Origin of the sequence: Chryseobacterium sp. Y16C (genome assembly GCF_022488405.1) — a bacterium.
Lineage (GTDB): Bacteria > Bacteroidota > Bacteroidia > Flavobacteriales > Weeksellaceae > Chryseobacterium > Chryseobacterium geocarposphaerae.
The window spans coordinates 1-26976 of sequence record NZ_CP092711.1 but is presented as its reverse complement, the minus strand read 5'-3'; the positions used below and the strand labels follow the sequence as shown (position 1 = coordinate 26976).

The 26976-nt window shown below is 35.7% G+C and carries 19 protein-coding genes; 5 read left to right on the top strand and 14 right to left on the bottom strand.

The features are described 5' to 3' along the window. Positions 1-13: 13 nt before the first annotated feature. From MKS83_RS00095 to MKS83_RS00080, 4 genes are all read right to left on the bottom strand, one after another. Entirely contained in the window at positions 14-2170 is a 2157-nt protein-coding gene (locus tag MKS83_RS00095) for a glycoside hydrolase family 97 protein (protein ID WP_240581419.1), read from the bottom strand. A gap of 82 nt (positions 2171-2252) precedes the next feature. Further along, positions 2253-3359, bottom strand: coding sequence for a SusE domain-containing protein (locus tag MKS83_RS00090; RefSeq protein WP_100375081.1), 1107 nt, complete (start codon positions 3357-3359; stop codon positions 2253-2255). A gap of 18 nt (positions 3360-3377) precedes the next feature. After that, positions 3378-4967, bottom strand: a complete 1590-nt coding sequence (locus MKS83_RS00085; RefSeq protein WP_240581418.1) for a RagB/SusD family nutrient uptake outer membrane protein — start codon at positions 4965-4967, stop codon at positions 3378-3380. A gap of 12 nt (positions 4968-4979) precedes the next feature. Further along, positions 4980-7715: a SusC/RagA family TonB-linked outer membrane protein gene (locus MKS83_RS00080; protein WP_240581417.1), complete on the bottom strand. Its 2736-nt coding sequence runs from the start codon at positions 7713-7715 to the stop codon at positions 4980-4982. Positions 7716-8045: 330 nt separating this feature from the next. Between MKS83_RS00080 and metG the strand changes: the two genes are divergently transcribed. Continuing rightward, on the top strand, positions 8046-10082 hold the full coding sequence (gene metG / locus MKS83_RS00075; RefSeq protein WP_240581416.1) for a methionine--tRNA ligase: 2037 nt from the start codon (positions 8046-8048) through the stop codon (positions 10080-10082). Positions 10083-10267: 185 nt separating this feature from the next. Here the strand turns inward: metG and MKS83_RS00070 are convergent, their stop codons facing one another. After that, positions 10268-10972 (bottom strand): class I SAM-dependent methyltransferase, encoded by a 705-nt coding sequence (locus MKS83_RS00070; RefSeq protein ID WP_240581415.1) that lies wholly within the window; start codon positions 10970-10972, stop codon positions 10268-10270. Between the two features lie 195 nt (positions 10973-11167). Between MKS83_RS00070 and MKS83_RS00065 the strand changes: the two genes are divergently transcribed. Together MKS83_RS00065 and MKS83_RS00060 are read left to right on the top strand one after the other, a co-directional pair. Continuing rightward, on the top strand, positions 11168-12307 hold the full coding sequence (locus tag MKS83_RS00065; RefSeq protein ID WP_240581414.1) for a vWA domain-containing protein: 1140 nt from the start codon (positions 11168-11170) through the stop codon (positions 12305-12307). 107 nt (positions 12308-12414) lie between these two features. Beyond that, positions 12415-13869, top strand: a complete 1455-nt coding sequence (locus MKS83_RS00060; protein ID WP_240581413.1) for a sigma 54-interacting transcriptional regulator — start codon at positions 12415-12417, stop codon at positions 13867-13869. Positions 13870-13940: 71 nt separating this feature from the next. On the opposite strand, the gene MKS83_RS00055 is transcribed toward MKS83_RS00060, so the two are convergent. The 5 genes from MKS83_RS00055 to MKS83_RS00035 all read right to left on the bottom strand — a co-directional run bounded on the left by MKS83_RS00055 (position 13941) and on the right by MKS83_RS00035 (position 21435). After that, on the bottom strand, positions 13941-16154 hold the full coding sequence (locus MKS83_RS00055; RefSeq protein WP_240581412.1) for a TonB-dependent receptor: 2214 nt from the start codon (positions 16152-16154) through the stop codon (positions 13941-13943). Between the two features lie 180 nt (positions 16155-16334). Continuing rightward, entirely contained in the window at positions 16335-17924 is a 1590-nt protein-coding gene (locus MKS83_RS00050) for an MFS transporter (protein ID WP_240581411.1), read from the bottom strand. Between the two features lie 125 nt (positions 17925-18049). Beyond that, a complete protein-coding gene (locus tag MKS83_RS00045; RefSeq protein WP_240581410.1) occupies positions 18050-19171 on the bottom strand; it encodes an HlyD family secretion protein in 1122 nt (373 codons plus the stop codon). 18 nt (positions 19172-19189) lie between these two features. Further along, positions 19190-20500 carry a TolC family protein gene (locus MKS83_RS00040; RefSeq protein WP_240581409.1) on the bottom strand — a complete coding sequence of 437 codons (1311 nt, stop codon included), beginning with the start codon at positions 20498-20500 and terminating at the stop codon, positions 19190-19192. Positions 20501-20589: 89 nt separating this feature from the next. Next, positions 20590-21435, bottom strand: a complete 846-nt coding sequence (locus tag MKS83_RS00035) for a helix-turn-helix domain-containing protein (protein ID WP_240581408.1) — start codon at positions 21433-21435, stop codon at positions 20590-20592. 72 nt (positions 21436-21507) lie between these two features. On the opposite strand from MKS83_RS00035, the gene MKS83_RS00030 reads away from it, so the two are divergent. After that, positions 21508-21981: a DUF962 domain-containing protein gene (locus tag MKS83_RS00030; RefSeq protein ID WP_100375070.1), complete on the top strand. Its 474-nt coding sequence runs from the start codon at positions 21508-21510 to the stop codon at positions 21979-21981. Here MKS83_RS00030 and MKS83_RS00025 read toward each other — a convergent pair. Continuing rightward, positions 21978-23045, bottom strand: a complete 1068-nt coding sequence (locus MKS83_RS00025; protein ID WP_240581407.1) for a DUF2891 domain-containing protein — start codon at positions 23043-23045, stop codon at positions 21978-21980. The two genes, MKS83_RS00030 and MKS83_RS00025, sit on opposite strands and share 4 nt — an antisense overlap. 158 nt (positions 23046-23203) lie before the next feature. On the opposite strand from MKS83_RS00025, the gene MKS83_RS00020 reads away from it, so the two are divergent. Then, complete coding sequence (locus MKS83_RS00020) at positions 23204-24091, top strand: DUF4349 domain-containing protein (RefSeq protein WP_240581406.1); 888 nt, start codon at positions 23204-23206, stop codon at positions 24089-24091. A gap of 119 nt (positions 24092-24210) precedes the next feature. Here MKS83_RS00020 and MKS83_RS00015 read toward each other — a convergent pair whose 3' ends face one another. The 3 genes from MKS83_RS00015 to dnaA form a co-directional block, all read right to left on the bottom strand. Beyond that, a complete protein-coding gene (locus MKS83_RS00015) occupies positions 24211-24909 on the bottom strand; it encodes an SAM-dependent methyltransferase (RefSeq protein WP_240581405.1) in 699 nt (232 codons plus the stop codon). A 31-nt stretch (positions 24910-24940) separates the two neighbouring features. Continuing rightward, positions 24941-25396, bottom strand: a complete 456-nt coding sequence (locus MKS83_RS00010) for a low molecular weight protein-tyrosine-phosphatase (RefSeq protein ID WP_240581404.1) — start codon at positions 25394-25396, stop codon at positions 24941-24943. A 125-nt stretch (positions 25397-25521) separates the two neighbouring features. Beyond that, positions 25522-26976 (bottom strand): chromosomal replication initiator protein DnaA, encoded by a 1455-nt coding sequence (gene dnaA / locus MKS83_RS00005; RefSeq protein WP_100376943.1) that lies wholly within the window; start codon positions 26974-26976, stop codon positions 25522-25524.

The window sequence follows — 26976 nt, the reverse complement described above, 5'->3', positions numbered from 1 at the left end:
GTTAAGAAAATTTTTATTTTACAGGCTTAATCGAGATGGCGAAGCCTCCACTTCTTGCCATTTTAAAATTGATCTTAGATTTGCTTGTAATCTGCTTTTTATAGATATTATAGCTTTGAGGATTGTTGATATAATCTGCATCTTTTCCATCTTCGTAGATGGTTGCTTCATACTTCTGTCCTTTATCCAGGAAAGAGAAATCTACGGTATAATCACGTTTATTTTCATCGGTAATTCCTCCTACAAACCAATTTTCAGTTCCCTTAGCTTTTCTGGCCGTTACGACGTAATCTCCGGGTTCTGCCGATAAGATTTTTGTATCATCCCAGTCAGCCGCTACATCTTTAATGAATTGGAAAGCGTCCATATGCTTTTTATAGTTTTCCGGTAAGTCTGCCGCCATTTGGAGAGGCATATACATCGTTACATAAAGCGCTAACTGTTTTACGAGTGTTGTTTTTACGAAACGATTGTCCCCCGGGAAATAATAGTCTAGTTTGGTCTGGAAAATTCCAGGTGTATAATCCATAGAACCTCCCATCCATCTTGTAAACGGAAGAATGGTCTGATGATCCGGGTTATTTCCTCCGAACGCCTCATATTCCGTACCACGGGCTGCTTCCGCAGAAATATAGTTTGGATAAGTACGGCTCTCTCCTGTAGGACGTACAGATTCGTGAGAATTTACCATGATCTTATATTCATTGGCTTTCTCCGCAATTCTGTAGAAATGATTGATCGTCCATTGGGAATAATGGTGCTCACCTCTTGGAATAATGTCTCCAACATAACCGGTTTTCACAGCATCATACCCATATTTGTTCATCAACTGAAAAGCTTTATCTGCCCATCTTTCATAGTTCGTTGCCGAACCTGAAGTTTCGTGGTGCATGATTAATTTAATTCCCTTAGAGTGTGCATATTCATTTAACATTTTAATGTCAAAATCCGGATAAGGGGTAATGAAATCGAAAACAAATTCTTTTGAATGCCCGAACCAGTCTTCCCAACCGATATTCCAACCTTCGATCAATAGACCCTGGAAACCGTTTTCAGCAGCAAAATCGATGTATTCTTTTACTTTTGTATTGTTGGCTGCATGTTTTCCGTTTGGAGTCAGTTTCGTAAAATCGGTTGTATCCAAATGCACATTTTCTGCTGTTGAATACGCCCATTGAGATTTCCCGATAATCATTTCCCACCAAACACCCATGTATTTTGTCGGATGGATATAAGAAGTATCTGTATATTTTGTAGGCTCATTAAGATTAAAAATCATTTTAGAAGCCATCACTTCTTCTGCTTTTGGAGAAACAATAATTGTTCTCCAAGGAGTAACAGATGGTGTTTGAATATATCCTTTTGCTCCCTGTCTGTCGGCAGTGAGATGAGTTTTAAATTTAAAATTCTGAGCATCTACCTCAAGGTGAGAAGCTGGATAATTCAGAACCGCAGCTTCTGCAACATTGATATATAAAGATTCTTTCCCTTCTCTTTTCAACATTACCGGAGACTGAACGGCATTTTTAATTAAAGTTTGAGATGCATTTGCATCGGCTGCTTCAGGCCATCTTGCAGGAATTTCAGAAACTTTTGTTTCCTGATATTTATATTCCTGGGAATCGTAATCTGCAACAATCCACCAGGCTTTCATATCTGTCGGGAAATCAATTTCAGAATCTTCTTCACGAATGGTAAAGTAATTCAGATTTTTCTGTTGAGGAAATTCATATCTGAATCCTAATCCATCGTTAAACAATCTGAATTTTACCACAATACTTCTATCCGTAGAAGCCTGATTCAGCGTAACCGCCAATTCATTATATTGATTAATATAGTTTTTCTTTTCCCCTAAAACCGGCTGCCAGGTTTCATTTTTTGAATCTCTTTTTTCGTCAACTTTTGAAAAACCATTGTTCAAATCGAATTTGGCATCTTCTGGTTTTGCAATTTCTGACGCAAATTTTATTGAAGCATCTTTAAATAATCTCAATCCCAATTTAGAATCTTCCACCACTGTTTTACCATTGTATTTAAGATTGTAATACGGAACTCCCTGCTTCAGCTGAAAATCCATTTCAAATTTTCCGTCCGGCGATTTTAAAGATTGTGCATTAACACCCACAAACATCATTGAGAGCAAAAATGCTCCAACTGTAATTTTCTTCATAATGACTATTTATAACTTTAAAAATAGCCAAGTGCTTTTATAAAAACAGCACTTGGCTATGTAAATTCAGATTAAATTAATTTTATAATGGCTGGATTTTGTAAGTTCCTAATTTCACATTTACGGAAATTTTATAATTACCTCCTGTTCCATCAAACTTGATATTACCATTACTTCCTTTCGGTCCTAGATATCCTGTGTTTCCATCGGCTGTAATATTTCCCCAATCCAGGTCTCCCCAACTTTGTTGTCCTAAGAACTTAAATTCTGAAGCAGCAGGAAGTGCTACTGTATACTCAAACTTCCCGTTACCTAGGCTTGTCATTGGAATTGCCGTTGCCGCATTCCAACCATTTACAGTACCTACTAAATAAACATTCGTAGGATTCCAGCTATTCACAGGAGATGCCGAAACTGTAATTGACTTTACTGCTGCATCCGCATCAATAACAACTTTATACATTCCTGTAACTCCATTGAACTGAATGTTTTCAGGAGTTGAAGCAACTAAGTTCGTAGACCAAGTTTTAAAATATTTGTTTCCTGCATTCATTCCTGCCGTATCTAAACTATAATTAAGCGGGTCCCATCCTTGTTGTCCAAGGAATCTAAATGTTTTACCATTTTCCAAATAAGTATAGATTGTTGAAAAATTATCTTTCTTATAAAGTAATTGAGAGGTTCCCGCATCCCAGCCTACTGCAGAAGCATCGCCTACCAAATAAAAGGAAGGGAATGCTGTTAAATAAGGAGTAACTGTCATTGTAACAGAATTGGAATATAATGCTACGTTACCAACAGAAGATTTCATTCTAATTTCAATAGCAGTTGCAACTCCTGGTAAAAAACCTGAATCTAACATTATTTTATTGAAATCTCCAACTGTATAAGTTCCTGATAAGTCTTTTGCAGTAATATCAACACTGTGTGCTCCTTGAAAATTAAGTCCTGCTTTAGCAAATTCCAAAGAATTACTTAACGATACAGGAGTATCAAAAACAGGATTTACCCAACTGAATTTAACAGCCTTATTAGCCTCATCATCCTTTAATAAAACCAATGTTGTTGCATCTGCAGATAAAGACGGCTTTGTTCCATCTCCTAAAATTGCCTGATCTTCATCCTTTTCACAAGCAATTATGAGAAAACCTATTAGGGCAAATGTTAATATTTTAAATAAATGTTTCATTTTGATCGTGTTTTAAGATTAGTACCCTGGGTTTTGAACTAGATTTGGATTTGCAACTAGATCCTTAGCTGGAATTGGATAAAGATTTCTAAAATTTTCGACACTCTTACCATCTTTTACTCCTCCTTTCCACGGCCATAAATATGATCCTGTGGTAAACTTACCATAACGAATAAGATCTGTTCTTCTTGTCATTTCCCATCCTAATTCTCTTCCTCTTTCATCAAGTATAAAATCAAGGTTAATAGAGGCTAATGGCGTTGTATAGCCAGCTCTTGTTCTAATATCGTTAACATATTGCAAAGCAGTAGCTGTATTACCGTTTCCTCCTCTTAGAGTTGCTTCAGCATACATTAAATAAATATCTGCTAGTCTAAATAAAGGAATATCTGCGTCACAGAAATTCTTTGCACCATCTGAACCAAATTGTCCTGTACTTGTTAAATTTTTATATTTTATAAAAGCATAACCATCAGTAAATTCCCCTAAATTATTGATTTCAAGGTTTTGTCCACTAGTATAAAAATTCCCTCGCTGATCATTTGAATTTGTAAACAATGCAACGTAAGATTTTGTAGTTCTTAAACCACCCCATCCCCCATTGATTCCAAACATACTTTCTGAAGGCATACTACCTCCAACTGCAGCATGAACCATATAGGTAGATCCACCAGAAGTCTGGGTATGAACTCCATCAAATACAATAGGGAAAATAGTTTCAGCGTTATTCTTGTCATTATCTGCCAAGAATAAATCTGAATATTTAGTCTTTAAAGAATATCCTGCAGCAATTACTTTATTAGTGTAAGTAATTACATCATTATTATGATTACTTCCATTATAAATAGGTGCATTTAGATAAAGTCTTGCAAGCAATGACCAAGCTGCAGCTTTATCTGCTCTACCATAAGCACTAGTTCGCGCATCTCTCATATCATTAGCAACTGCTAATAGCTCAGATTCAACATAATTAAATAAATCGGCACGAGTAATTCTTTGAGGTGGATTAGTAGAACCCGGCAGATAGCTTTCATCTACAAAAGGAACATTTCCAAATAAGTCCAGTGCATAGTAATATGATAAAGCTCTTAGATACCTAACCTCAGCTCTCATATATTTTGCTTCTTTAAGATTATCTCCCGTGATATTATTTGATGCCAGCTTTTCATCAGTAACATTCCTTAAGAATTCATTACAAAAAGCAATTTCTGTATAAATTCTATAATACATTCCAGCAATGAACTCATTTGAAGAATCCCAAGTCATTTTATGAATCGTCTGCAAAGTACCATCGTTCCAAGCAATAACCGCTTCATCTGTTGGTAATGTTTGCATCGTGTATAATAATCTTGTATATTGAGAAAAGTTACCGTCAATGCCATTAATATCTGAATTTCCTCCGTTACTTTCTTGCCCTCCACTCGCAAAACCACCATATACTTTGGCTAATGCACTTGGATAGTTTGCAAAATCATTGAAAACATTTGTTGAAGTGACTCCTATTCTTGGCTCTTGCTCTAGATCACTAACACATGAAGTCGAAATCGTCAGTAATCCCAAAGCTGCAACTACTGTTATTTTATTTAAAATATTTTTATTAGGTTTCATTTGTTATTCTATTTAAAATTGAAAATTAAGCCCCAAAGAATATACTTTAGGCATTTGGTAATACCCATTATCTATGTTGCCGAAAATTTCAGGATCAACTCCTGAGTATTTTGTAATTACAAATACATTCTGAAGCATTCCATAAACTTTTAGACTGCTTCCTTTACTGAATACATCTTTAAAATTATATCCCAAATTCACATTATCCAATCTGAAGAATGATGCATTTTCAATAAATAAATCAGAGAAATATCTAGGTAATGAAAATTGATATTGTGCTGATGAAGAATATACATTCTGAAGATAACTATTAGTAGAAGCAGATTGTAATGAACTGTTAGAAGCAGCGTTATTGTAAACATAATTTCCTAATACAGCTCTTGCACTTAATCCAAAATCCCAGTTTTTATAATTTACTTTCGTATTAAAACCTAAAATTGCATCAGGCTGAGTAGATTTATAATAATACATATCACTTGCATTAGTAACTCCGTCTCCATTTCTGTCCACAAAAACGCCGTCTAAAGGTTTCCCGTTATTATCATATACCTGTTGATACACTAAGAAAGAATAAGGTTGGTATCCTACAGCATGAGCCTGGATTTTATTTCCAACACCTCCAGTAATGTCTCCTATTGGAATAAAGAATGAATCGTTTGCTGCACTTACAAGATTGGTTACTTTAGAATTATAATGTGTAGCATTGAAAGATACTTCCCAAGTTGTACGTTCGTTTTTTATAGGCACAAAAGTGATGGATCCTTCAATACCTTTAGTATCCATACTACCAACATTTAAGATATTATGATTACTTAAATCTCCAGCAGCAATCGGTGAGTCCACTAATAACTTTTCTGCTTTTTTCTTAAATACATCAATTGCACCGTAAATTCTATTTTTTGCAAAACCATAATCAACTCCTAGGTTTTGTGTTGTTGTGGTTTCCCAAGTCAAATTAGGATTATAAATATCTGGTCTTAGCATATAATAATACTGTGAACCGAATTGATATTGTGCACCAGGAACACTCGGACTATATGAAGCAAATGCCGGATAATAATTATCTCCCAATTCATTATTTCCTGTTTTACCCCAACCAGCTCTTAATTTTAACGTATTAAGTCCTGAGTTTTTAAGAAATTCTTCTTCATTAATTTTCCAAGCAACAGAGACTCCTGGGAAATTTCCCCAAAGATTATCTCTTGTTCCGTTATAAAATCTAGAAGAACCATCTCGTCTTATTGATCCTGAAATGATATATTTATTAGCTATAGTAAATATTGCCCTTCCATAAAATGAAAGTAGAACCAATTTCCTGTCAACAGCATTTACTTGCCCTGCTGTTTGTCCATTTCCTTGATTGGTAACTACAAGTGGTGCAGTAGTATGAAAATCCTGATAAGCATAACCAGCAGTAAGATCTACATTTGTTTTTAAGCTTGTTATATTTTTTGTGTAATTAAAATAAGTTTCCAATAGCTTATTTTTCTTTTCCATTGAATAAGGTCTGTATGAACCTAAGACCCCTATTCCCGATTTATAAGCAGGATCAATGGTAACTGCACCTTCTCCTTTTGAATAATCATATCCTGCATTTACATTGAAATGTAAATCAGGCAAAAAATGAAGTTTATAATCCAGCTGTATATTCCCAAGAGCCCTCCAGACAGAAGAAACATCTCTTACCGCATTTAATTGAGCTACCGGATTTGCAGTTGCATTAACGTTTAACCCAGTGTTAGAAGCCGGATCTAGCCATTCGTAATATCCACCATAATTAGAATTTCCCGAATACACAGGTTGAGTCGGATCAAAATAAGTAGCATTGGCAATCACTCCTGTTGCTGGAAAACGATTGTCCGTAAATGTTCCTTTGGCATTAACATTAACACTTAAGTGATTATCAAAAAATTTAGGATTTAAATTTATTGCTGCAGATGTTCTGCGGAAAGAATTGGTCTTTACAATACCATTTTGCTCATTGTAACCTAATGATACCCTGTAAGGTAAGCCTTTAACACCTCCAGAGAAAGAAACATTATTATCTGTCCCCCAAGCTTTTTGATAGATCTGGTCCTGCCAATTTGTATTTGCCGAACCCAGTCTGGCAACATAGCTTGGTGATGCATTTTGATTGACAAAAGATCTGAATGCATCAGCATCTAAAACATCTACATTCCCCATTTTTGTAGATACAGAAGCCAAAGTTGAAAAGTTAATTTTCAATTTACCAGCTGTTCCTTGCTTTGTGGTTATTAAAATTACCCCATTTGAAGCCCTGTTTCCATAGATCGCTGTAGCAGAAGCATCCTTTAAAATATCAAATGTTTGAATATCATTAGGGTTAATTAAGGAAAGAGGATCAGAAGCCCCACTTATTCCGCTAAAGTCTTGAGGTACGCCGTCAATTACAATTAATGGTGACTGAGATCCGCTTAAAGATCCAATACCGCGAATTCTGATGGCAGTTCCAGCTCCTGGTGCTCCACTATTCCCTACAATGGAAACTCCGGGAGTTTTTCCCTGAATCAATTGTCCGGGTGAAGTAGCCCCCCCGTTAAAATCTTTTGCACTGATGGAAGAGATCGATCCGGTTACATCCGTTTTCTTCTGCTTACCATATCCAATCAAAACAACCTCCTCTATCTTTTTCTCTTTGGTGATAGAGTCTTTGGTCTGCGCGTGAATCATGGAACTAGCCAATAAAAATGCAGGCGCAATTTTTAATACTGTTGTAAAGTTTTTCACAATCTTATTTTTATATAGTTTCGTTTATAGTTCTGGCATGAAACCAGACTTGCAATTTATAAAAATTTTATAATTATCATAAAATTAACAAAAAATTAAAATAAAAATATTTATATTAAAACCCAATAAAAAGCTAGATAACTATATACCAATACATTAAGAGATAATATGCTAAACATAATACAATTCTTAATATAGTAAAAAGTTAAACATTTGTTTAACAAAATATTTAGGTTTAACGTATAATTAATATATAGCGACTATTAAAAAGACACAGATATTAATTTTCGGAGATAATCAGTATCTTTGCAGCTAAAACTTTACTATTAAATGTCAAACAGAAAGATGATTACGGCAGCTTTGCCTTATGCAAACGGACCGGTTCATATAGGACATTTGGCAGGTGTCTATATTCCTGCGGATGTTTACGCAAGATTTCAGAGAAGATTGGGAAAAGATGTAGCGTTTATCTGTGGATCAGATGAACACGGGATCCCTATTACGATAAGAGCTAAAAAAGAAGGGGTTACTCCTCAGGATATCGTCGACAAATACCACGAAATCATTAAAAAATCTTTTTCAGACCTGGGGATTTCCTTCGATGAATATTCAAGAACGACGTCTAAAAATCATTATGAGACCAGTCAGGATTTTTTCAAGGTTCTTTATGAAAAAGGAAAATTCACTGAAGAACTGTCTGAACAATATTTTGACGAACAGGCTGGAGAATTCCTGGCAGACCGATATATCGTCGGAACCTGTCCGAATTGCGGCAACGAAAACGCTTACGGTGACCAGTGTGAAAAATGCGGTTCTACCCTTTCTCCATCAGAATTGATCAATCCGAAATCAATGCTAAGCGGCAATGTTCCTATCTTAAAAGAAACAAAGAACTGGTATTTACCACTCAATGAATATGAAGACTTCCTGAACGAATGGATCATTGAAGGTCATAAAGACGACTGGAAGCCCAATGTTTATGGACAGGTAAAATCATGGTTAAATGACGGGCTGAAACCGCGTGCAATGACCAGAGATCTGAATTGGGGAGTTCCGGTTCCGCTTCCGGATGCTGAAGGAAAAGTTCTGTATGTTTGGTTTGATGCGCCGATCGGCTATATTTCTTTCACGAAAGAATGGGCAGAGAAAAACGGAAAAAACTGGAAAGATTACTGGCAAAGCGAAGATTCTGATTTGGTTCACTTTATCGGAAAAGATAATATTGTATTCCACTGTATTATTTTCCCTTCGATGATGAAGGCTCACGGAGATTTCATCATGCCGAAAAACGTTCCTGCTTTTGAATTCCTTAATCTTGAAAATGATAAAATTTCAACTTCAAGAAACTGGGCGGTTTGGGCACATGAATATGTAGAAGATTTCCCGGGACAAGAAGACGTGCTAAGATATGCTCTTCTTTCGTCAGCTCCGGAAACGAAGGATAATAATTTTACCTGGAAAGATTTTCAGACGAAGAACAACTCTGAGTTGGTTGGGATTTTTGGGAACTTTATCAATAGAGTTGCTGTTTTAATTCATAAATATTATGACGGAGTTGTTCCTCAAGGTAATACAAACAGTCCTGAATTAAAGGAAATCAACAAAGCAGCGAAAGAAATTTCAGGGTTTTTAGAAAATTATGAATTCAGAAATTCTCTAACAGCTCTGATGAATTTAGCTCGTTTTGGAAACCAATATCTTCAGACAGAAGAACCTTGGAAAACCATTAAAGACAACCCTGAAAAAGCGGCTCAGTCTTTATTTGTTGGAGCTCAGATTGCGGTTGCTTTAGCTCAGCTATGCGAACCGTTTATGCCTTTCAGTTCTGAGAAATTATTGAACATGTTCAATGTGCAGAGGTCAGGTTGGAATGATGTTGAAACAAAATCCGTTTTAATTGAAACAGGTCACAAAATCAACGAAGCATCTCTTCTTTTCTCAAAAATCGAAGACGATGTCATCGAAGCCCAAATCCAGAAATTGGAAAACACAAAGCAAAACAATAAAAAAACAAACCCTAACGCAAATCCTATGAAAGACGAAATCACTTTTGATGATTTTACGAAAATAGACTTAAGAACAGCTACCATTTTAGAAGCTGAAAAAGTTGAAAAAGCAGATAAATTATTGAAACTTACCGTTGACACAGGAGTTGACGTAAGAACTGTAGTTTCAGGAATTGCAGAAAGTTTCACCCCGGAAGAAGTAGTTGGAAAACAGGTGATGATTTTATTAAACCTTGCTCCAAGAAAGATCAGAGGAATTGAATCTCAGGGAATGTTGCTATTAACAACAAAACCGGACGGAAAATTATCTTTCGTAACACCGGATGACAGCAATGTTGAAAATGGTATTGAGATTGGATAATCTTCAATATTTCAGATAAAGAAATCCACATGAAATTCATGTGGATTTTTTTTAAAGATGCTTCGACAAGCTCAGCATGACAACGCGAATATAACCGTTTTGTAACATCCTTTTATTTATTGCTTTAAGATAAGCGAATAGTATTAGAGATGTCATGCTGAGCCTGTCGAAGCATCTCCAATTCATTATTTTTTAATTAATCTTGCTAAATAAGCATCTTCATCCTGCAGAACTTTCTCAATTTTAAAACCATTATTTTCAGCCGCATTTTTCAAAGTATTGAAATCCAAGTACAACCATTTTATAGGATCTTCAGATTCACCTTTGTAATGAACGATATAATCCAGCTCGCCATAATATCCTTCTGCAGGAATATAAACTCCGCCGTCTTCATCCCGATCGAACATATATAAAATATCGGTGCTGTCAATCAAAATCTGACCTTTTTCATTCAACAAAGAATGTAATTTTTTGAGATAAATATCAATGACTTTCAGGCTTTGAAAAATCCCTGTTCCGTTCATTAATAAAAGAATTGTATCAAAAGTTTCTCCTTCAAAATGAAGCATATTTTCAGCAACCGCTTTTTTGATTCCCCTCAATTTGCATACTTCAATGGATTTTGGTGAAATATCTAACGCAGTAACATCCAGATTTCTATCATTTTGAAGATACAAGGAATGCGATCCGGCTCCGGCTCCAATATCCAAGACTTTTCCTTTGGATAGTTTTAAGGCTTTCTGTTCAATATCATTCATATCTTCAAAATCGCGGAAAAGATAATCTACCGGGAGCTCGTCCAGTTCGGAAATTGAAGTTTCAGTCTGCAAATCTTTTGGATCTTCATCATGATAAAAATCCCAGATAGCACGTCCCATTAAGTCTTTCATAGCTGTAAATATGAGTGCAAAGATACTATCTTCTAAAAGAAACGAAAAATATAATTGTAATTAGACTTTCATCTATCATACATCTCAAATTCATTTTAAATACTTTATAAGCATGATTAACATTTTCTATTTCTCAGACAACGTTCTTCCCACATTATTTCCTAAATTGTATCTTTTAAAAACAAGAACAACCTCATGACAAATAAAAGTTTTAATGTTCATCAGGGTTTTACTTTCAGTAAACATGTTCCGGAGGAAATTTCCAATTTCGAAAGGGTTTTCGATGTATTCAGAGATTTGCTCATCCACACTTCCGGCGATCTTGAGGAAGCTTTTGAATGGCTCGATATGCTCGACAGAGAATACAATATTTTCGATGATGAATACACCCGTGAAGATTTTGAAGAAGATCTGAAAAAACGCGGCTATATCAAAGCAGAAGATCCTGAAGACGGCAATTCCGGAACCGGAGAAGGTAAAAACGTGTTGACTGCCAAACTGGAAGCTGCCCTTCGTGAATATGCCCTGGATCAGATTTTCGGGAAGCTCCAGAAAAGTGGTATCGGAAATCACCGTACAAGCAAAACGGGAATCGGTGACGAGCGCGATGGTGAACACCGAAATTTCCAGTATGGTGATGATTTATCAGCTGTAAATATGACTGAAAGTTTGAAAAACGCCCAGATCAACAATGGAATTTCAGATCTCAGAATGACGGAAGATGACCTCATCGTAGAAGAAACCAAACACAAAGCTCAGATGAGCACGGTTTTAATGATAGATATCAGTCACTCTATGATTCTGTATGGCGAAGACCGTATTACTCCTGCCAAAAAAGTAGCCATGGCTCTGGTGGAATTAATCAAAAGAAAATATCCGAAAGATTCTATTGATATTATTGTTTTCGGAAATGAAGCATGGCCGATTAAAATTAAAGATTTGCCTTATTTACAAGTTGGGCCGTATCATACAAATACAGTTGCCGGGTTGGAACTGGCAATGGATATTCTGCGAAGAAAAAGAAATACCAACAAGCAGATCTTCATGATTACCGACGGAAAACCAAGCTGTCTGAAGTTACCGAACGGAGAATATTACATGAACAGTGTAGGACTCGATGAAAGAATTGTTTCCGAATGTCTTCATAAAGCAGCACAGGCAAGAAAACTGAAAATTCCGATCACTACTTTTATGATTGCACAGGATCCTTATCTCCGAAAATTTGTAGAAATCTTTACCGCTCAGAATAAAGGAAAAGCTTTCCTTACAGGACTTTCAGGATTAGGACAGATGATTTTTGAAGATTACGAGAAGAATAGGATTAAAAGGATTTGAGGAAGAACCAAGGAAAAAGTAAAAAGTTAAATGTCTTTACAAACCAAAATAAAGCAGTTAGTTAGACCTATTAATACTGCTATATAACACATTATATGACTAGACAAATGAAAAACGATACAACATTTAAAGAACTAAAAAAATCAGGATATACAGATAAAACCATCAACCAGGAAATTCAGGCTAATCTGATTGCTAAGATCAAAGCTAAAGAACCTGTTTTTGAAGGACTTTACGGCTATGAAGATACCGTGATTCCTCAATTGAAAAAAGCGATTCTGGCAGGTCATCACATCAATCTTTTGGGATTGCGTGGACAGGCAAAAACAAGAATTGCCAGAAGCATGGTCAATCTTTTGGATGAATATATGCCGATTGTAAAAGGTTCTGAAATTAACGACAGTCCGTTTCAGCCGATTTCAAAATATGCGAAAGATCTTGTTGCAGAACTTGGTGACGAAACGCCAATTTCATGGGTTCACCGTTCAGACCGTTTTTTTGAAAAACTGGCAACTCCTGATGTAAATATTGCCGATTTAATTGGAGACATCGATCCCATAAAGGCAGCGACTTTAAAATTACCTTATTCTGACGAAAGAGTTTTGCATTACGGAATGATTCCAAGAGCTAATCGTTCTATTTTTGTTTTGAATGAATTACCCGATCTGCAGGCCAGAATTCAGGTTTCTTTGTTCAATATTTTACAGGAAGGTGATATTCAGATCAGAGGTTTCCAATTGAGAATGCCTTTAGATATTCAGTTTGTATTTACGGCAAACCCTGAAGATTACACCAACAGAGGAAGTATCGTAACACCGTTAAAAGACAGAATCGGTTCTCAGATTTTCACTCATTACCCAAAAAGTGTTGAGCTTGCCAAGCAAATTACTGAGCAGGAAGCTTTAATTTCCCCAAAAGATCGTGAAAAAATCCAGATCTCTGATTTAGCGAAAAACCTCTTGGAAGAAGTCGCTTTTGTAGCCAGAGACAGTGAATATGTGGATGCCAAAAGTGGAGTAAGCGCAAGATTAACGATCAGTGCCATGGAAAATCTTTTTGCAGCGGCTAAACTGCGTCTTTTGGAAACCGGTTCAGAAAAAACAAGCATTCGTCTTTTAGATTTCATGTCTATTATTCCTTCTATCACCGGAAAAATCGAATTGGTGTATGAAGGAGAACAGGAAGGCGCAGATCATGTTGCCAAAATTCTGATTGATCAGGCTATTATGAGATTGTTTGAGGATATTTTCCCGCGTATTTCAAAACTGGAAAAAGAGGGAATTAAAACTCCATATACAGACTTGATCCAATGGTTTTCAAAGAATCAGCTTGAGTTAAACTATGCGGATACGGATAAAGAATTCTATGCTAAACTGAATAAGATACAACCACTTACAACAGTTGTTGAAGAAAACGCCTCTGAATTGAGCAAAGAAGATCAAAACTTCTGTAAAGAACTTGTTTTATGGGCTTTAGCCATCAGCAAAAAGCTAGACAAATCTGAAAATCAGGCAGATTATACTTTTGATTCAGCGGATGTAAGACAGTATTTCCGTAATTAAAAATTACTTAATCAACTTATAAAAAACAGACTTCTTTATTAGGAAGTCTGTTTTTGTTTTATATAATAGAATTAAAATTCAAAAGTATAGGAAAGATTGAACGTTCTTCCTCTTACTTTATAATTAAACAGTTCAGGAATTCCATAAGAAGAATACAACACCTGAGAACGCTTACTCCAGATTGTCTGATAATCTGTATTGAAGATATTCTGAATTCCTAAATTGAATTTACCCCAATTGAATCGGTAGCCTACCATTAAATCAGAGGTATTGTACCCATCAATTTCATTATTAATATCATCCTTCAATTTAAAGTTTTGCAGTGACTGGAATCTGAATGACCAGTTTCTGACATTATAACCAATATAGGTCACCAATTTTGATGGAGAAGCATTGTAAATCTCCTGCTTTTGCCACTCCCCTTTGTTATCTACCTGAGACTGGATCAACAATCCGCTGGCTCCAAAATATACTCCGTTAGTCATGCTGTAAGAAACCTCAGCTTCAATTCCCATATTTCTTAGTTTCAGATCATTAACCAAAATCTGGAATGTAGTTCTGTCTACCGCAATATTTTTATCGGAAGTACTTAAGAATCCGGCAATCTGCCCTCTCAATCCGCCTTTGCTGATACGGTACCCTGCTTCAAACTGATTGGTTTTAATTGCCTGTAAAGGTTGCTCTTTTACATTAATACTCGAAGTGACGTCCCAGTTTCCTGTACCTGCATTCAGAGCATACACTCCAATTCCGTAGTATTTTGAAGGGTCTGCCAAACTTACTCCTTGTGAGAAAGTTCCCCAAACCTGATGTTGTTCATCAAATCGATATAGCAATCCTGCATTGGCAAGAGTCACATTATAAGAACTTTTTCCTCCCGGAATGACAGAAGCAGATGCTCCGTATCCCATAGCCACCTGAGTCTGCTGTTGTGATCCAATGAAATCGTCTACTTTTACATTCATATTCTGATATCTTACCCCACCGTTAAGCTGCAATTTTGGAAGAATATTATATTTTGCCTGAACATATCCTGCGTAACTTTCCGAATGATTGGTTGGATATCTTCCCAGACTGTATTTGGTTTCGTTGATTAATCCACCACTTGACATTGTTTTAGCAATATCATATACAGATTGGTTCCCTTCGAATTTCTCAAAATCTACATCCACTCCATAAGTTACATTCAATCCTCTCCATGATTTTGACAGTAAAGCTTTTAAACCCGAATAGAACGTATTTTGTTGGGAAGAAGACATATAAGAAGTCGTAGCCGGTAATTTTACGGTTCCCGGAAACGGATAAAATCCTAATTTCTCCCCTCTCGTTGCCAACTGAACATATAAATCCTGACCGCCTAAAATATTATTTCCGTTATAGGTTAAGGTTCCCATATAACGCTCCGTTCCAATGTTCTTATCTGAGGAAAAACCGTCTCTCATTTCCAGCAGACTGGCATTTTTTGTAGTAAAAGCAGCAAGATTCTGGCCTAAATATAAACTTCTGTCGCCATTAAATTTAGAATTATAATACTGAACAGAAGCCGTAATTTTATGGTTGTTATTAAACTTATATCCTCCTGTTGCCAAGATATCCAATGACTGGTTGTATTGAAGATCCGTCTGTGTAATATCTGTAAGAACCTGTTTCTGATCTGCTCCGTAGACTCCACCGTTTTGCTGATAGGCAACTCCCAATCTTCCGAAAAGCTTCTCTCCTTTTGCTGCAATAGATTGTGCCGCACGGAAATCGTGATCATCGCTTCCCATAAATCCGGTACGGACTCCCACTTCTGTTTCGCCGCTAATTCCTTTTTTAGAAGGAGCTTTGGTTATAATATTAATAATTCCTCCCGTTGCGTTTCCTCCATAAATGGAACTTGCCCCGGAAAGCACTTCAATTCTTTCAATATTAAAAGGATCAATCGCATCAAGCTGTCGGCTGATGGTACGGATGCTGTTCAATGACACACCGTCAATCATAATTAAAGCAGAACGTCCGCGCATATTTTGTCCGTAGTTGGTTCTTCCCTGCGGACCGATATCCATACTCGGAATTAAAATGGACAACATTTCTTTAATGGGAACTCCGCTCTTTACCTGCTCCTGGATTTTCTCTTTCTGAACAACCCAAACCGTACCGGGAATTTCGGAGATTTTCGTAGGTTTTCTTGAAGCTACAATGACTACATCCTCAATACTTTTAGCGTTTGTAGAATCCGTAGTCGTTTGAGAAAATACAGCTCCTGAAATCAGTAAAGCAGCAACAACATAATGCTTTTTCATTCTTCTTAATTAAAATTTCTATAAATATTTTCAAAAATAATTTTTATTTAGAAGCAATAAAAATAAAAGAGCATGAAAAATTTCATATTTTTAAATAATTGTTTAATTTTTTAACGGTACAAAAAGTAAAACCCCATCTTATAATAAAATGGAGTTTTACAGGTGAAAAACAAGGTTTCTTTATAATGCAGGACCCGCTGCATCTTTTATTTCATGTAACAATTTTTTTCTTTCGCGAAGTCTTTTTCTCGCCAAAGCCGATTTTCCGCTTAATATTTTAACAAATCTGGCATATTCGAAACGCTCTTTTCCGAAATGATGCGTAAAAACATAAACTAAAACTCCGATTCCTGTCAGAATAATATATCCGAATATTTTTTTACTCGCTACAAGAATGGCATTCAGCTGAATAGCTTTCAAACCTGCCGCATTTTGGGAAGTAACAGTCATTCCATCCATATAAACCGCAAGATCTCCGATGGCAACCACCTGAAAATGATACAGGAACCATGAATATAGCGCGGAGAAAACTCCAACGGCTAAAAATGTTCTCCAAACCAATACCAATCCTATAGCAGCCAACATATCATCCATTTCCAGTTTATCTAATGTATAAAACCAAACGGAAATAAAAAGCGAACCCATTCCGTATCCTTTCAGGAACATAGGCAAATACCAGTTTTCATAATTGAATTCCAGTACCATCGAAAAGTACATCACGATTGCGTATCCCACCATTGCTGCAAACCCGGAAAAAATAAACATCTTCAAAGGAATTTCTTTTTTAAACCAAAATATTGCGATAACTCCTGCTAAAATAAGTCCGGGAATCATCAACAGGTTTAATTTGGCATTCGTCAATTGATCGTATCCTAAAACTCCCACTGCAAAAGAATTCTGAATCGTAGTTGTTCCTAAAAACATTCCTAACATAAAAAGCATGAACAATCCGTGCTGAACATTATTTTTTGTGAATATTTTAAAAGAAAGATAAGGTCTTTTTAAAGTGAGCTGACGAACAGTTAACAAGGCAAAACTCACAAATGCAGCAATACTTGCATTGATGATATTTTTTGAATTGAGCCAATCCTGCTGTTTTCCAAATGAAAAGACATAAGCCGAAAACATAAATGTAGAGACAAAAAGTAATATACTTAACCAGTCAATATAATGTAACGGAACTTTCAGCGCAAAATATTTGTCATGCATAAAAACCCAATGCACCAAAGCCAGTACAAAACACGCAACCGCCATAATTACATAAAAATGCTGCCAGTTGTAATTAATGGATATTTCTGCCGCATAATATCCTGAAATCTGATTAAGCACCAAAACAAATGTATAAAATGCTCCATAAAACATTCCCCGGTTGCCAATCATTGCCATTAATGGTAAAAATAATTCTATCGTTACCATCATTTTTAAAAATCCTATACATAAAGAAGAAAACACAAAGATCATCGGATCAAGAGTGGTTGAATTAAGATAGCTCAGCAATCCTAAAAGTACTAGTAAAACCGTCATTTTATCCCGAACCTTAAATCTCATTTTCATTCTGAGAACAACCGGCATACATGCTCCCATTCCTATGGTGGTAGCATAATTCGCCCACATGAAATATTCGGTCATCGCACCGGTTCCGCTCACTACATAACTGATGTTCCCTACATACACTCCACCCAGTGGCATTACAACGGCAAGAAGCAATACAATCAGTAAAAGCTGTACAGGTTTCGGAACCCAGTCGTTATACAATCCTTTGTTATACATTTTTGTTGATTTAAATAAGAGCCAAGGAAGAAGTAAAAAGATTCAAGTATTATGTAGATTTATAGTCAATTGAACTCTTATCTATTTTTTAAACTTATAGAATCTCACTTTTTACTTGAATCTTTTTACTTTTTACTTTCAAAACTCACATTCACATTCATCCCTGCACTCAGTTTATCTACATTTTCTTTTTTATTAGAAGCCGTAAACTCAATTCTCACAGGAATTCTCTGCTGAACTTTAATGAAGTTTCCGGTCGAATTATCTGTCGGAACACTTGAATACCTTGAACCCGTTGCCGCAGAAATTGCAGTTACCACTCCTTCAAATTTTTGTCCGCCCAAAGCATCTGCCGTCATCATCATTTTTTCCCCGATTTTAATATTGGGCATCTGGCTTTCCAAAAAGTTGGCAGTTACCCATTTTTGTCCGTTTAAGACAATCGTTGCCACTTGTTGTCCCGGTTGAATCAATTGTCCTTCGGAGATTGTTCTTCTTCCCATCACTCCGTCATAAGGTGCTGTAATCACAGTATAAGACAAATTGATTTTTGCCATATCCAAAGCAGATTTCGTTCTTTTAATTTCGGCATCATTAATTCCTAATTTACTCTTCACTTCTGTTGTAGAAAGATTCGCAGACTGTTTTTGGTTCACCAAAGTTTCATAGGCAGCCTTTTGAGCGTCATACTCAGTTTTTACCTGATCATATTGCTGTCTTGTAACCGCTTCAGAAGCCAGAAGATTTTTATATCGGGTTAAGTTTTGTTCAGCATTCCAAAGTCTTGCTTTTGCACCGGCAATGTTCGATTCCATAACATTAACATTATTTGAAACGGTATTCACTGATGAGCTTGTTGCCGTTTTTTGAGCTAAAGCATTCTGATAAGCCGCTTCAGCCTGACCAAGCTGAGTTAAAATTTCACGGTTATCAAGAATGACCAGTGTGTCACCTTTTTTAACTTTTTGGTGTTCAATGAATTTTATTTCTTTGATATAAGCCGAAACTCGGGTATTAATCGGGTTAATGAATTCCTCGACCTGAGCCGCTTCAGTATAGGTTTTGTCTCCAATATGAAAATATTCACGAACCAGCCAGAACAATCCGAAACCGATCACCAAAAAGACAATAACATTTGAGATGATGGCTCTGATTTTATTCTTTTTATTTTCTTTCTTTTTTGCTGCAGCACTTGATTGTACAGGTGTTGAAGATATATTTTGAGTATTTTGTTCCTTGTTTTCCATTGTTTTCAGTTTTAAAAATTAAAGAGTTCCTGTAGATTTCAGAAGATTGTAATATTGATACAGTACATTGATTTCTGCATTCGCATAATCCAGTTCAGATTGAAGTTTTTGGTTTTGCGCATCAATCATTTCTGCCTGTACTGCCAATTGATTCAGATATTTAGCTTCCGTAATCTTGTAGTTTTCTTCCGCCAATTTTTTAGCATCATTCAAAATATCTGCCTGCTGAATAGATTCCTGGTACTTTACATACGCAGCATTCACAGCCATATCAATATTCTGTTGTGTTAACGTCATTGCATCGTTGGCCTGCGTTTTTTGCAGTTCTCCCAGCTTTACTCTTTCTTTTGTTTTATATAAATTATCAATATTATAACTTAAAGAAACTCCTGTCTGCCAACCTCCGGAATACATATCCAACACTGGATTTCTCGTAGTAATCGGTCTTTGCAGAGTATATCCTCCAAAACCTGCAACCGTAGGCATTTTATCTGTCTTAATGATTTCAATGTTTTTATCTGCAACATCCCTATTTGTTTTTGCAAATTTCATTGAAGGATTGCTTTCGTGGGCAAGATTTACATAATATTCCATTCCAATTCCGGCTTCTTTATTCTCTAAACTTTCAATCGGGATAATCTCAGTATCTGTCGGCAATCCCAAAGCAATATTTAAATTATAGTTAAGTATCTTCTTATTGTTCACCAAAGTCAAAATTCCCTGATCCAAATTCTTGATCGCCAGTTCACCACGAATCACTTCATTTCGGGTAACCATTCCCTGCTGATAAAATTTCTGGATATTTTTTAACCTTTCCTGAGCCAATCTTTTGTTGTTCTGAAATACTTCCTGTTGGTTTAAGATCTTATAAACATCCAAATAATTAGAGATGACTAAAAATTTCACATCCTGTTTATTCTTTTCTAAATCCAATTTCGAAAGCTGTTCGCGAAGTCCAGCCAGTTCAATAGATTTATTTACCAATCCTCCTTTGAAGATCAGCTGAGTTGCCTGAACCGCATAAGAGCTTCCGTAATGAGGCATCGGAATATTGGTGGAATTGGAGAAATCTTTATCGATCGCCACTGCATCCCCTAAATAAAACTGACTCGTAGAAGCCGTTATGGTAGGAAGTTTTTGAAGTTTTGCAACATTAGTATTCTGTTTGGCAATATCGATATTCTGTGCCGAAACTTTTAATTGCTGATGATTTTGCACGGCAAGTTCGGCCACCTCATTCGCTGTCATCTGTTTTATTTCTTGTGAAAAAAACAGCGCAGGAAATAGTGCTACCACGAGTGATAGTGCTGTTTTTACGTTCTTTACCATTTTACCTTGTTTTACGAGTACAAAGTTATGGCGTTCAAAAACTCAAACAAATGTTTGAGAATTGGAAAAGGATGTTCAAATGTAAGATTTTAGTTTTCGAACTGATGCCTGTATTGCGACGGGCTTTCGCCCAAATGCTTCTTAAAAAAGTGAGAAAGCGAGTACTGATCGCTAAATCCAAGAATTGAAGAAACCTCCGAAACAGTTTTATTTGAAGAGTTTAAAAGCACTTTAGCCTCATTAATTACAACTAAAGCAATAATTTGACTTGCAGACTTCCCTGTAATAGACTTGATAACTGATGAAAGATGTCTGGTTGTAATCGACTGACGTTCGGCATAAAATTCAACTGACCGCTCCGTAAGATGATGTTCTGCGAGATCAGTCAGAAATACAAAAACAATTTCCTCCTGTCTCGACATCTGGTTCATCGAACTGTTGTCTTCTTTGGAAATAATTCCTGCCATCTGATAACAGAAAACAGAAAACAGATGCTCCACCATTTCTTTTTTATACATCATTTCTGTCTCCGAATCCAGGATATATTTAAGAAAATTTACGCTTTTCCAGACCACATCCATTTCATCCTGATGAAAAGGAACTCCAATGTTCATTTGCTGCCTGAAGTAACGGTAGGTTATTAATCTGTTGAACTTTAGTGATAAAGCTGAAATAAATTCACGTTTATAGGAAACCATTCTCGACTGAAAATCATCACTCACTGAAACCACTTCGTAAATCGTTTGCGGGTCTGTCACCATAAACATATTGGCAGAAAGCTCCAGATCACGGAAATGCTGCTTAAGCTTTATGGTACCTGTTTTAATAAAAATGAATGCCGGATTTTCAGGACGGAAAGGTTTATCGACAGCAATTCTCTCGAATATATTATGTTGTGTAAAAACATCAACCCCGAACTTTTCTAAGACAGACATAGCACAAATGTAAGCAAAGTCTTGAGCGATTGCAAAAATTTATTATTTTAGTATTTTACAAAATAGCCTGATATGAGAAAGATTGATTTGCTACTTGCCGAATATGGCGATAGTCACAGAAACTCTACCAATAAACTAATTCACTGGATTTGTGTGCCTTTAATCTTCTGGACTATTTTAGGTTTCATCTCATACATCCCGACTCCCAATATATATCTGAAATATTTTGGATTCATGAGCATTGCAAGCTTCATCGCTCTGGCTCTGGTAACTATTTTTTATTTCAGATTGTCATGGAGAATTGCCATCATCATGATTTTTGTAATGCTTTTGATGGAGCATTTTGTTTCTTTAGCCAATGTCACTTTTGGCAAAAAATCATGGATTTTTTACCTGGCCATATTTATCATCACCTGGATTTTACAATTTGTCGGACATAAAATTGAAGGCAAAAAACCTTCATTTCTGAAAGATTTACAATTCCTTCTGATCGGTCCGATCTGGTTATTAAGTTTTATTCTTAAAAAATTAGGAATAAGATATTAATCTTCTAAAGCATAGACTGCAAAACTTGCTAACCAATGATCTCCGCCATAATTTCCCTGAAAGAGCAATGGAAGTCCATTGTTTAAAAATATAGTTGCTGTTTTCTGAAATTCTTTTTTCAACGGATGATGATCCGGGAGGGATTTTGCAATTCCTTTCATACACCATGCTTTTGAAAAAGACAATCCTACCAGATGAACCGTTTGATAGTCATTCAGATCACTTACTACAGGAATTTTTTCAATATTTTCCAGGCTTCGTTTTTCGTAGAATTTATCAAACCACTGTACAAATTCTTTTTGAGGCAGAACCCTTCTCATCAGATCAGCAATTTCTAAACTTGGCGAAAAAAAATCCGAACCGTCCGGTTCCAGATAAGCTGGAGTTTTTGTATTGTTTAAGTAGAAATCTTTTGCTTTTTCGATCAGTTGATTCTCGAAAGTCTTATCACCTGTCGCTCTTGCCCAATCCAAAGCAAAAACCATTGCAAAAGCCGTATTGGGATGAACACCGGTTCTGTTCGGATACGTCTGTTTAGGTAAAAAGGTTTTCCACGAACTCAAAATCTTATCCGTTAAAGGTTTTAAGTTCTGATGCCAGATTTTGGCTTTTGGATGGTTCCAGGTTGCTAATTCTTCATCCAGTTTCAATAACCAGGCCCACCCGTATGTTCTTTCAAAAGTTCCGGTTAATTGATATTTTGTGAAATAATCAGCTTCGGTCTGAAGATTTTCTTTTTTAAAAGAGCTATCAAGTATATTTTCAATGTCTTTTGCAACCGGTAAGCCAGGTTTTGTCTTCAATAAACGAACAAGCATCCAATGCCCATGAACAGAGCTATGCCAATCGAAACATCCATAGAAGCTCGGATGCAGATCTTTTGGACTTAACGGAACTTCTCCGGCATTATTAATAATATGTGCGGTTTTATTCGGATACTCCTGATTGATACAGTGAAGCGGTTTTTCGGATAATTTGATCGCCATTTCATTTGTCAGTTTCTGAACTTCCTGAGCATAGATTAAAAACGGAAAACATATAATGGCTAAAAGACTCTTTTTCATTCAATAAAAATATAAAATAAATTCAATTTTAACAGTTTGAAATGCTCAAACAATAAATAAAACAAAATAAGTCACATCAATTTTAAAAAATTATTGAGAATTTAGAATAAAAATCGGTTTTTCGCATGCTTTTTGATAAAACTACTCAAACTTTATGTATGAAAAAATTATCTATCTCATTAGTTTGTTTACTTATTATCGGTTGTAACAAATCTGAAAACATTGCTAAAGAAGAAACCCGTGCCGATCTAGCAGAAATCATTCAAGAAGATAAAGTAGCACTTAGCTCACCTACTGCACCAAACTCCTCTCAACCACCAAACTTAGTTTCTGAAAAAACAGAATCTGAAAATAAATCCAATTTTCCAACCCAAAGAATTGACACTATTTCCAAGAAAATTATTAAAAATGGAGATATGAGAATCCAGGTCGGAGATATTAAGAAGTCGCAGGATAAGATTAATGAAATTATAAAAAACAATCAGGCTTATATTCAAAAGGAAGAATTTCAGAATACGGATATAGACGAAAACTTATACATTACCATCAGAGTTCCCCATAAAAACTTTGATGCTCTTGTCAATTCTTTTTCTAATGGAGTGGGTTCTGTTTTATCTAAAAATATATCATCAAATGACGTTACAGAAGAATATACCGATGTTTCGATAAAATTGGCCAACAAAAAAATATACCTTGAGAAGTACAGAGATATGCTGAAAAGTGCTGCAACCACAAAAGACATGCTGGAAATTCAGGAAAACATTCGTGAACTTGAAGACGAAATTGATGTCTCGGAAGGAAGATTGCGTTTTATTGATGACCGCGTAAATTACAGTACATTAAATCTGAACTTGTACAAAGAGAAAATAAGAAGCTCTGCCACTTCGAACATTGGTTTCGGAAGCCGTTTCGGAGATTCTATAACGGAAGGTTGGAATAGTTTCGTGACTTTTATTCTGGGAATTATATCACTTTGGCCATTCTTTTTATTGATTCCTGTTTTTATTTTTCTTTGGAGGAAATGGAGAGGCAGAAAGAAGAAATAATACCAGATAAACTAATATTTAACTTGTCATTCTGAATGAAGCAAAAATGCAATGAAGAATCTCTAAAAATGTAGTTGAGATTCTTCCTTCGTCAGAATGACAGTTGAAAATTTTTATAATTATTTACCTAATACAAATACAGCAGGAATTTTATGAAGTTCCGGTTTCTGTTTTTGCCAGTCTTTAATAGTCTTTGTTTTGATAAATTCTAACTCTGGATCATTGATATTGGCAGCGATGCAAAGCTTTGTATTAGGTGATAAAAACTTCGTCATATCTTCAAAAAGCTGATTATTCCTGTAGGGAGTTTCCATGAAAATCTGGGAATATCCTGTTTTTTGAACTAAATTTTCCAACTGTAAAATCTGTTTTTTCTTTTCGCTTTTATCAATCGGAAGATATCCGTTAAACGTAAATTCCTGCCCGTTAAAACCACTTGAAATAAGGGCCAAAATAATCGATGAAGGTCCTGAAATCGGGATTACTCTGATATTTTTTTCATGACACCATTTTACCATCAGATTTCCCGGATCCGCAATACAGGGAAGTCCGGCTTCTGAAAGCAGGCCAAAGTCCTGACCTTTCAGCATCAATTGCTGTGCATCTTTGATATCAGCGTTTTCAGTGTATTTATCTAAAAGAAAAAGTTTCAGATCTGACTGTTTTTTTTCAGGAGCAAAAAACTTCACTACTTTTCTGGCTGTTTTTTCATTTTCAACAAAAAAGTAATCGGTTTGCATAATATATTCTTTTATCACTGGTGAAAAATGAGTGATAGAAGTATTTTCAGAAAGATAAGCAGGTAATAAAAAAAGCATGGTTTTGACTTATTCTAATGATAATTGTAAATTACGATTCTAACAATAAATTTTCTGCAATTTTTTCGCAGCCTTTATCCAGAAGCTGGAAAACGTTTTCAAAATCTTTCATATCTCCCCAATACGGATCGGGAACTTCTGTATTTTTATGATCTCCTGCAGCTTCTAAAAATAAGGATATTTTTTGTCTTTGTTCTTCATTCTCCGCTTTTGAAACCACATCTGCCAAAACATCAACATCCATACAGTAGATTTTATCAAAAATTTCAAAATCCTTAGCACCAATAGGTCTTGAACGTTGTTTTGAAATATCTATACCGTGGTTTGCTGCTGTCTTTATGGCTCTTTTATCCGGATGTTCACCTTCATGCATAGAAATTGTTCCCGCAGAATCCACCATATAGTCTTCAGGAAGCTTGGTCTTCATAATTCCTTCTGCTAAAGGACTTCTGCATATATTTCCCAAACAGACCATTAATATTTTCATGAATATTTATTTAAAAAATTAACTGATTTAATGATTAGAAAGCAATATTATTACTTCAGGCAAAACTAAACAAAAAATGAAGAATAGGCTATATTCTTCATCTCTTGTATTTAATTTAAAGTATTTTAGTGTTTGATTCTTTCGGTAAGCTCTTTAACGTATTTTTTGACTTCCTTATCGATTTTAGATACATCTTTTATCGTTTCACATGCATACATTACTGTTGAGTGATCTTTACCTCCCATTTCTTCTCCAATTTTCGTAAAAGTAGCATTGGTAAATTCTTTAGCAAAATACATTGCCAACTGTCTTGGAAGAGCAATTTCTCTTTTTCTTGTTTTAGATAAAAGCTGTTCCCTCTTAATTCCGAAATAATCACATACCACTTCCTGAATAAAAGGAATGTTGATCACTTTTTTCTGATTAGCCGCAATTTTGTTGATCGTATCTTTTAAAAGTTCTAAACTTAAGTCGGATTTATAAATTGTAGAGTAGGCAATCACTGAGTTGATCACCCCAATAAGTTCTCTCACGTTTGTCTTGGCTTCCGCTGCAAGGAAATCAAGCATATCTTCTGTAAGAACGATACCGTCTCTGCTTAATTTGTCTTCAATAATTTTCTTACGGGTTTCTAAATCCGGAGATTTTATTTCTGCAGAAAGTCCCCATTTGAAGCGGGAAACAATTCTGTCCTGAATATCCATAATATCTGCCGGAGCTTTATCTGAAGTAAGGATAATCTGTTTTCCGTTCTGATGCAGATAGTCAAAAATATGGAAGAAGCTATCTTGTGTTGCAGATTTTCCTGATAGGAACTGAATATCATCAATAATCAGTACATCTACCATCTGATAGAAGTTAGCGAATTCTGTTTGTTTATGCGCCTTTGCCGCTGAAATAAACTGCTGAATAAATTTTTCAGAAGACAGATACAGCACCACCTTATCCGGAAATTGACTTTTCACTTCAAGTCCAACAGCCTGTCCTAAGTGCGTTTTTCCTACTCCATAACCTCCATATAAAAACAATGGGTTAAAAGCAGTTGCTCCCGGTCTTTTGGCAATAGATCTCGCTACGGTAGCAGCAAACTTATTACTCTCTCCTTCTACGTAATTTTCGAAAGAAAAATCTGATTTCAGATTAGAATCTATATTTACTTTTTTAATTCCCGGAACCACAAACGGATTAACTATGTTGGAAGAGAAACCTTGCGGCATAGTTTCCTGGACTTTCGGAGTGGGAACTGTTTTCCCTTTCATATTCATTGTAACAGGTTTTTCTAAACCAACCGGCTTATTTTCCATTACAGAATACCAAAGTTTCACACCTTTTCCTATATTTTTCTTCAGGGCAGCAGAAAGCAGGGACAGGTAATTATCCTCAATATACTCTTTGTAAAAATCACTCGGAACCATTAATGTAAGATTATTGTCAACCAAAGAAATTGGCTGCACTTTATCAAACAGTAAGTCGAAAGATTTTTCAAGCTTTTTAAGATCAGAATTATCTTCAGCTGCGTTGAGATTATCACGCATAAACTGAAGGCATTTCTGCCATATCATCATTAAATTTTCATCCAT

What these genes read in the sequence shown, in the direction of transcription:
- MKS83_RS00060 (WP_240581413.1), top strand. Translation starts at nt 12,415, where the DNA reads ATGAAAAACGATACAACATTTAAAGAACTAAAAAAATCAGGATATACA.
- MKS83_RS00025 (WP_240581407.1), bottom strand. Translation starts at nt 23,045, where the DNA reads ATGAAAAAGAGTCTTTTAGCCATTATATGTTTTCCGTTTTTAATCTAT.
- dnaA (WP_100376943.1), bottom strand. Translation starts at nt 26,976, where the DNA reads ATGGATGAAAATTTAATGATGATATGGCAGAAATGCCTTCAGTTTATG.
- MKS83_RS00050 (WP_240581411.1), bottom strand. Translation starts at nt 17,924, where the DNA reads ATGTATAACAAAGGATTGTATAACGACTGGGTTCCGAAACCTGTACAG.
- MKS83_RS00020 (WP_240581406.1), top strand. Translation starts at nt 23,204, where the DNA reads ATGAAAAAATTATCTATCTCATTAGTTTGTTTACTTATTATCGGTTGT.
- MKS83_RS00055 (WP_240581412.1), bottom strand. Translation starts at nt 16,154, where the DNA reads ATGAAAAAGCATTATGTTGTTGCTGCTTTACTGATTTCAGGAGCTGTA.
- MKS83_RS00035 (WP_240581408.1), bottom strand. Translation starts at nt 21,435, where the DNA reads ATGTCTGTCTTAGAAAAGTTCGGGGTTGATGTTTTTACACAACATAAT.
- MKS83_RS00070 (WP_240581415.1), bottom strand. Translation starts at nt 10,972, where the DNA reads ATGAAAGACTTAATGGGACGTGCTATCTGGGATTTTTATCATGATGAA.
- MKS83_RS00095 (WP_240581419.1), bottom strand. Translation starts at nt 2,170, where the DNA reads ATGAAGAAAATTACAGTTGGAGCATTTTTGCTCTCAATGATGTTTGTG.
- MKS83_RS00085 (WP_240581418.1), bottom strand. Translation starts at nt 4,967, where the DNA reads ATGAAACCTAATAAAAATATTTTAAATAAAATAACAGTAGTTGCAGCT.
- MKS83_RS00090 (WP_100375081.1), bottom strand. Translation starts at nt 3,359, where the DNA reads ATGAAACATTTATTTAAAATATTAACATTTGCCCTAATAGGTTTTCTC.
- MKS83_RS00065 (WP_240581414.1), top strand. Translation starts at nt 11,168, where the DNA reads ATGACAAATAAAAGTTTTAATGTTCATCAGGGTTTTACTTTCAGTAAA.
- MKS83_RS00040 (WP_240581409.1), bottom strand. Translation starts at nt 20,500, where the DNA reads ATGGTAAAGAACGTAAAAACAGCACTATCACTCGTGGTAGCACTATTT.
- metG (WP_240581416.1), top strand. Translation starts at nt 8,046, where the DNA reads ATGTCAAACAGAAAGATGATTACGGCAGCTTTGCCTTATGCAAACGGA.
- MKS83_RS00045 (WP_240581410.1), bottom strand. Translation starts at nt 19,171, where the DNA reads ATGGAAAACAAGGAACAAAATACTCAAAATATATCTTCAACACCTGTA.
- MKS83_RS00015 (WP_240581405.1), bottom strand. Translation starts at nt 24,909, where the DNA reads ATGCTTTTTTTATTACCTGCTTATCTTTCTGAAAATACTTCTATCACT.
- MKS83_RS00010 (WP_240581404.1), bottom strand. Translation starts at nt 25,396, where the DNA reads ATGAAAATATTAATGGTCTGTTTGGGAAATATATGCAGAAGTCCTTTA.
- MKS83_RS00030 (WP_100375070.1), top strand. Translation starts at nt 21,508, where the DNA reads ATGAGAAAGATTGATTTGCTACTTGCCGAATATGGCGATAGTCACAGA.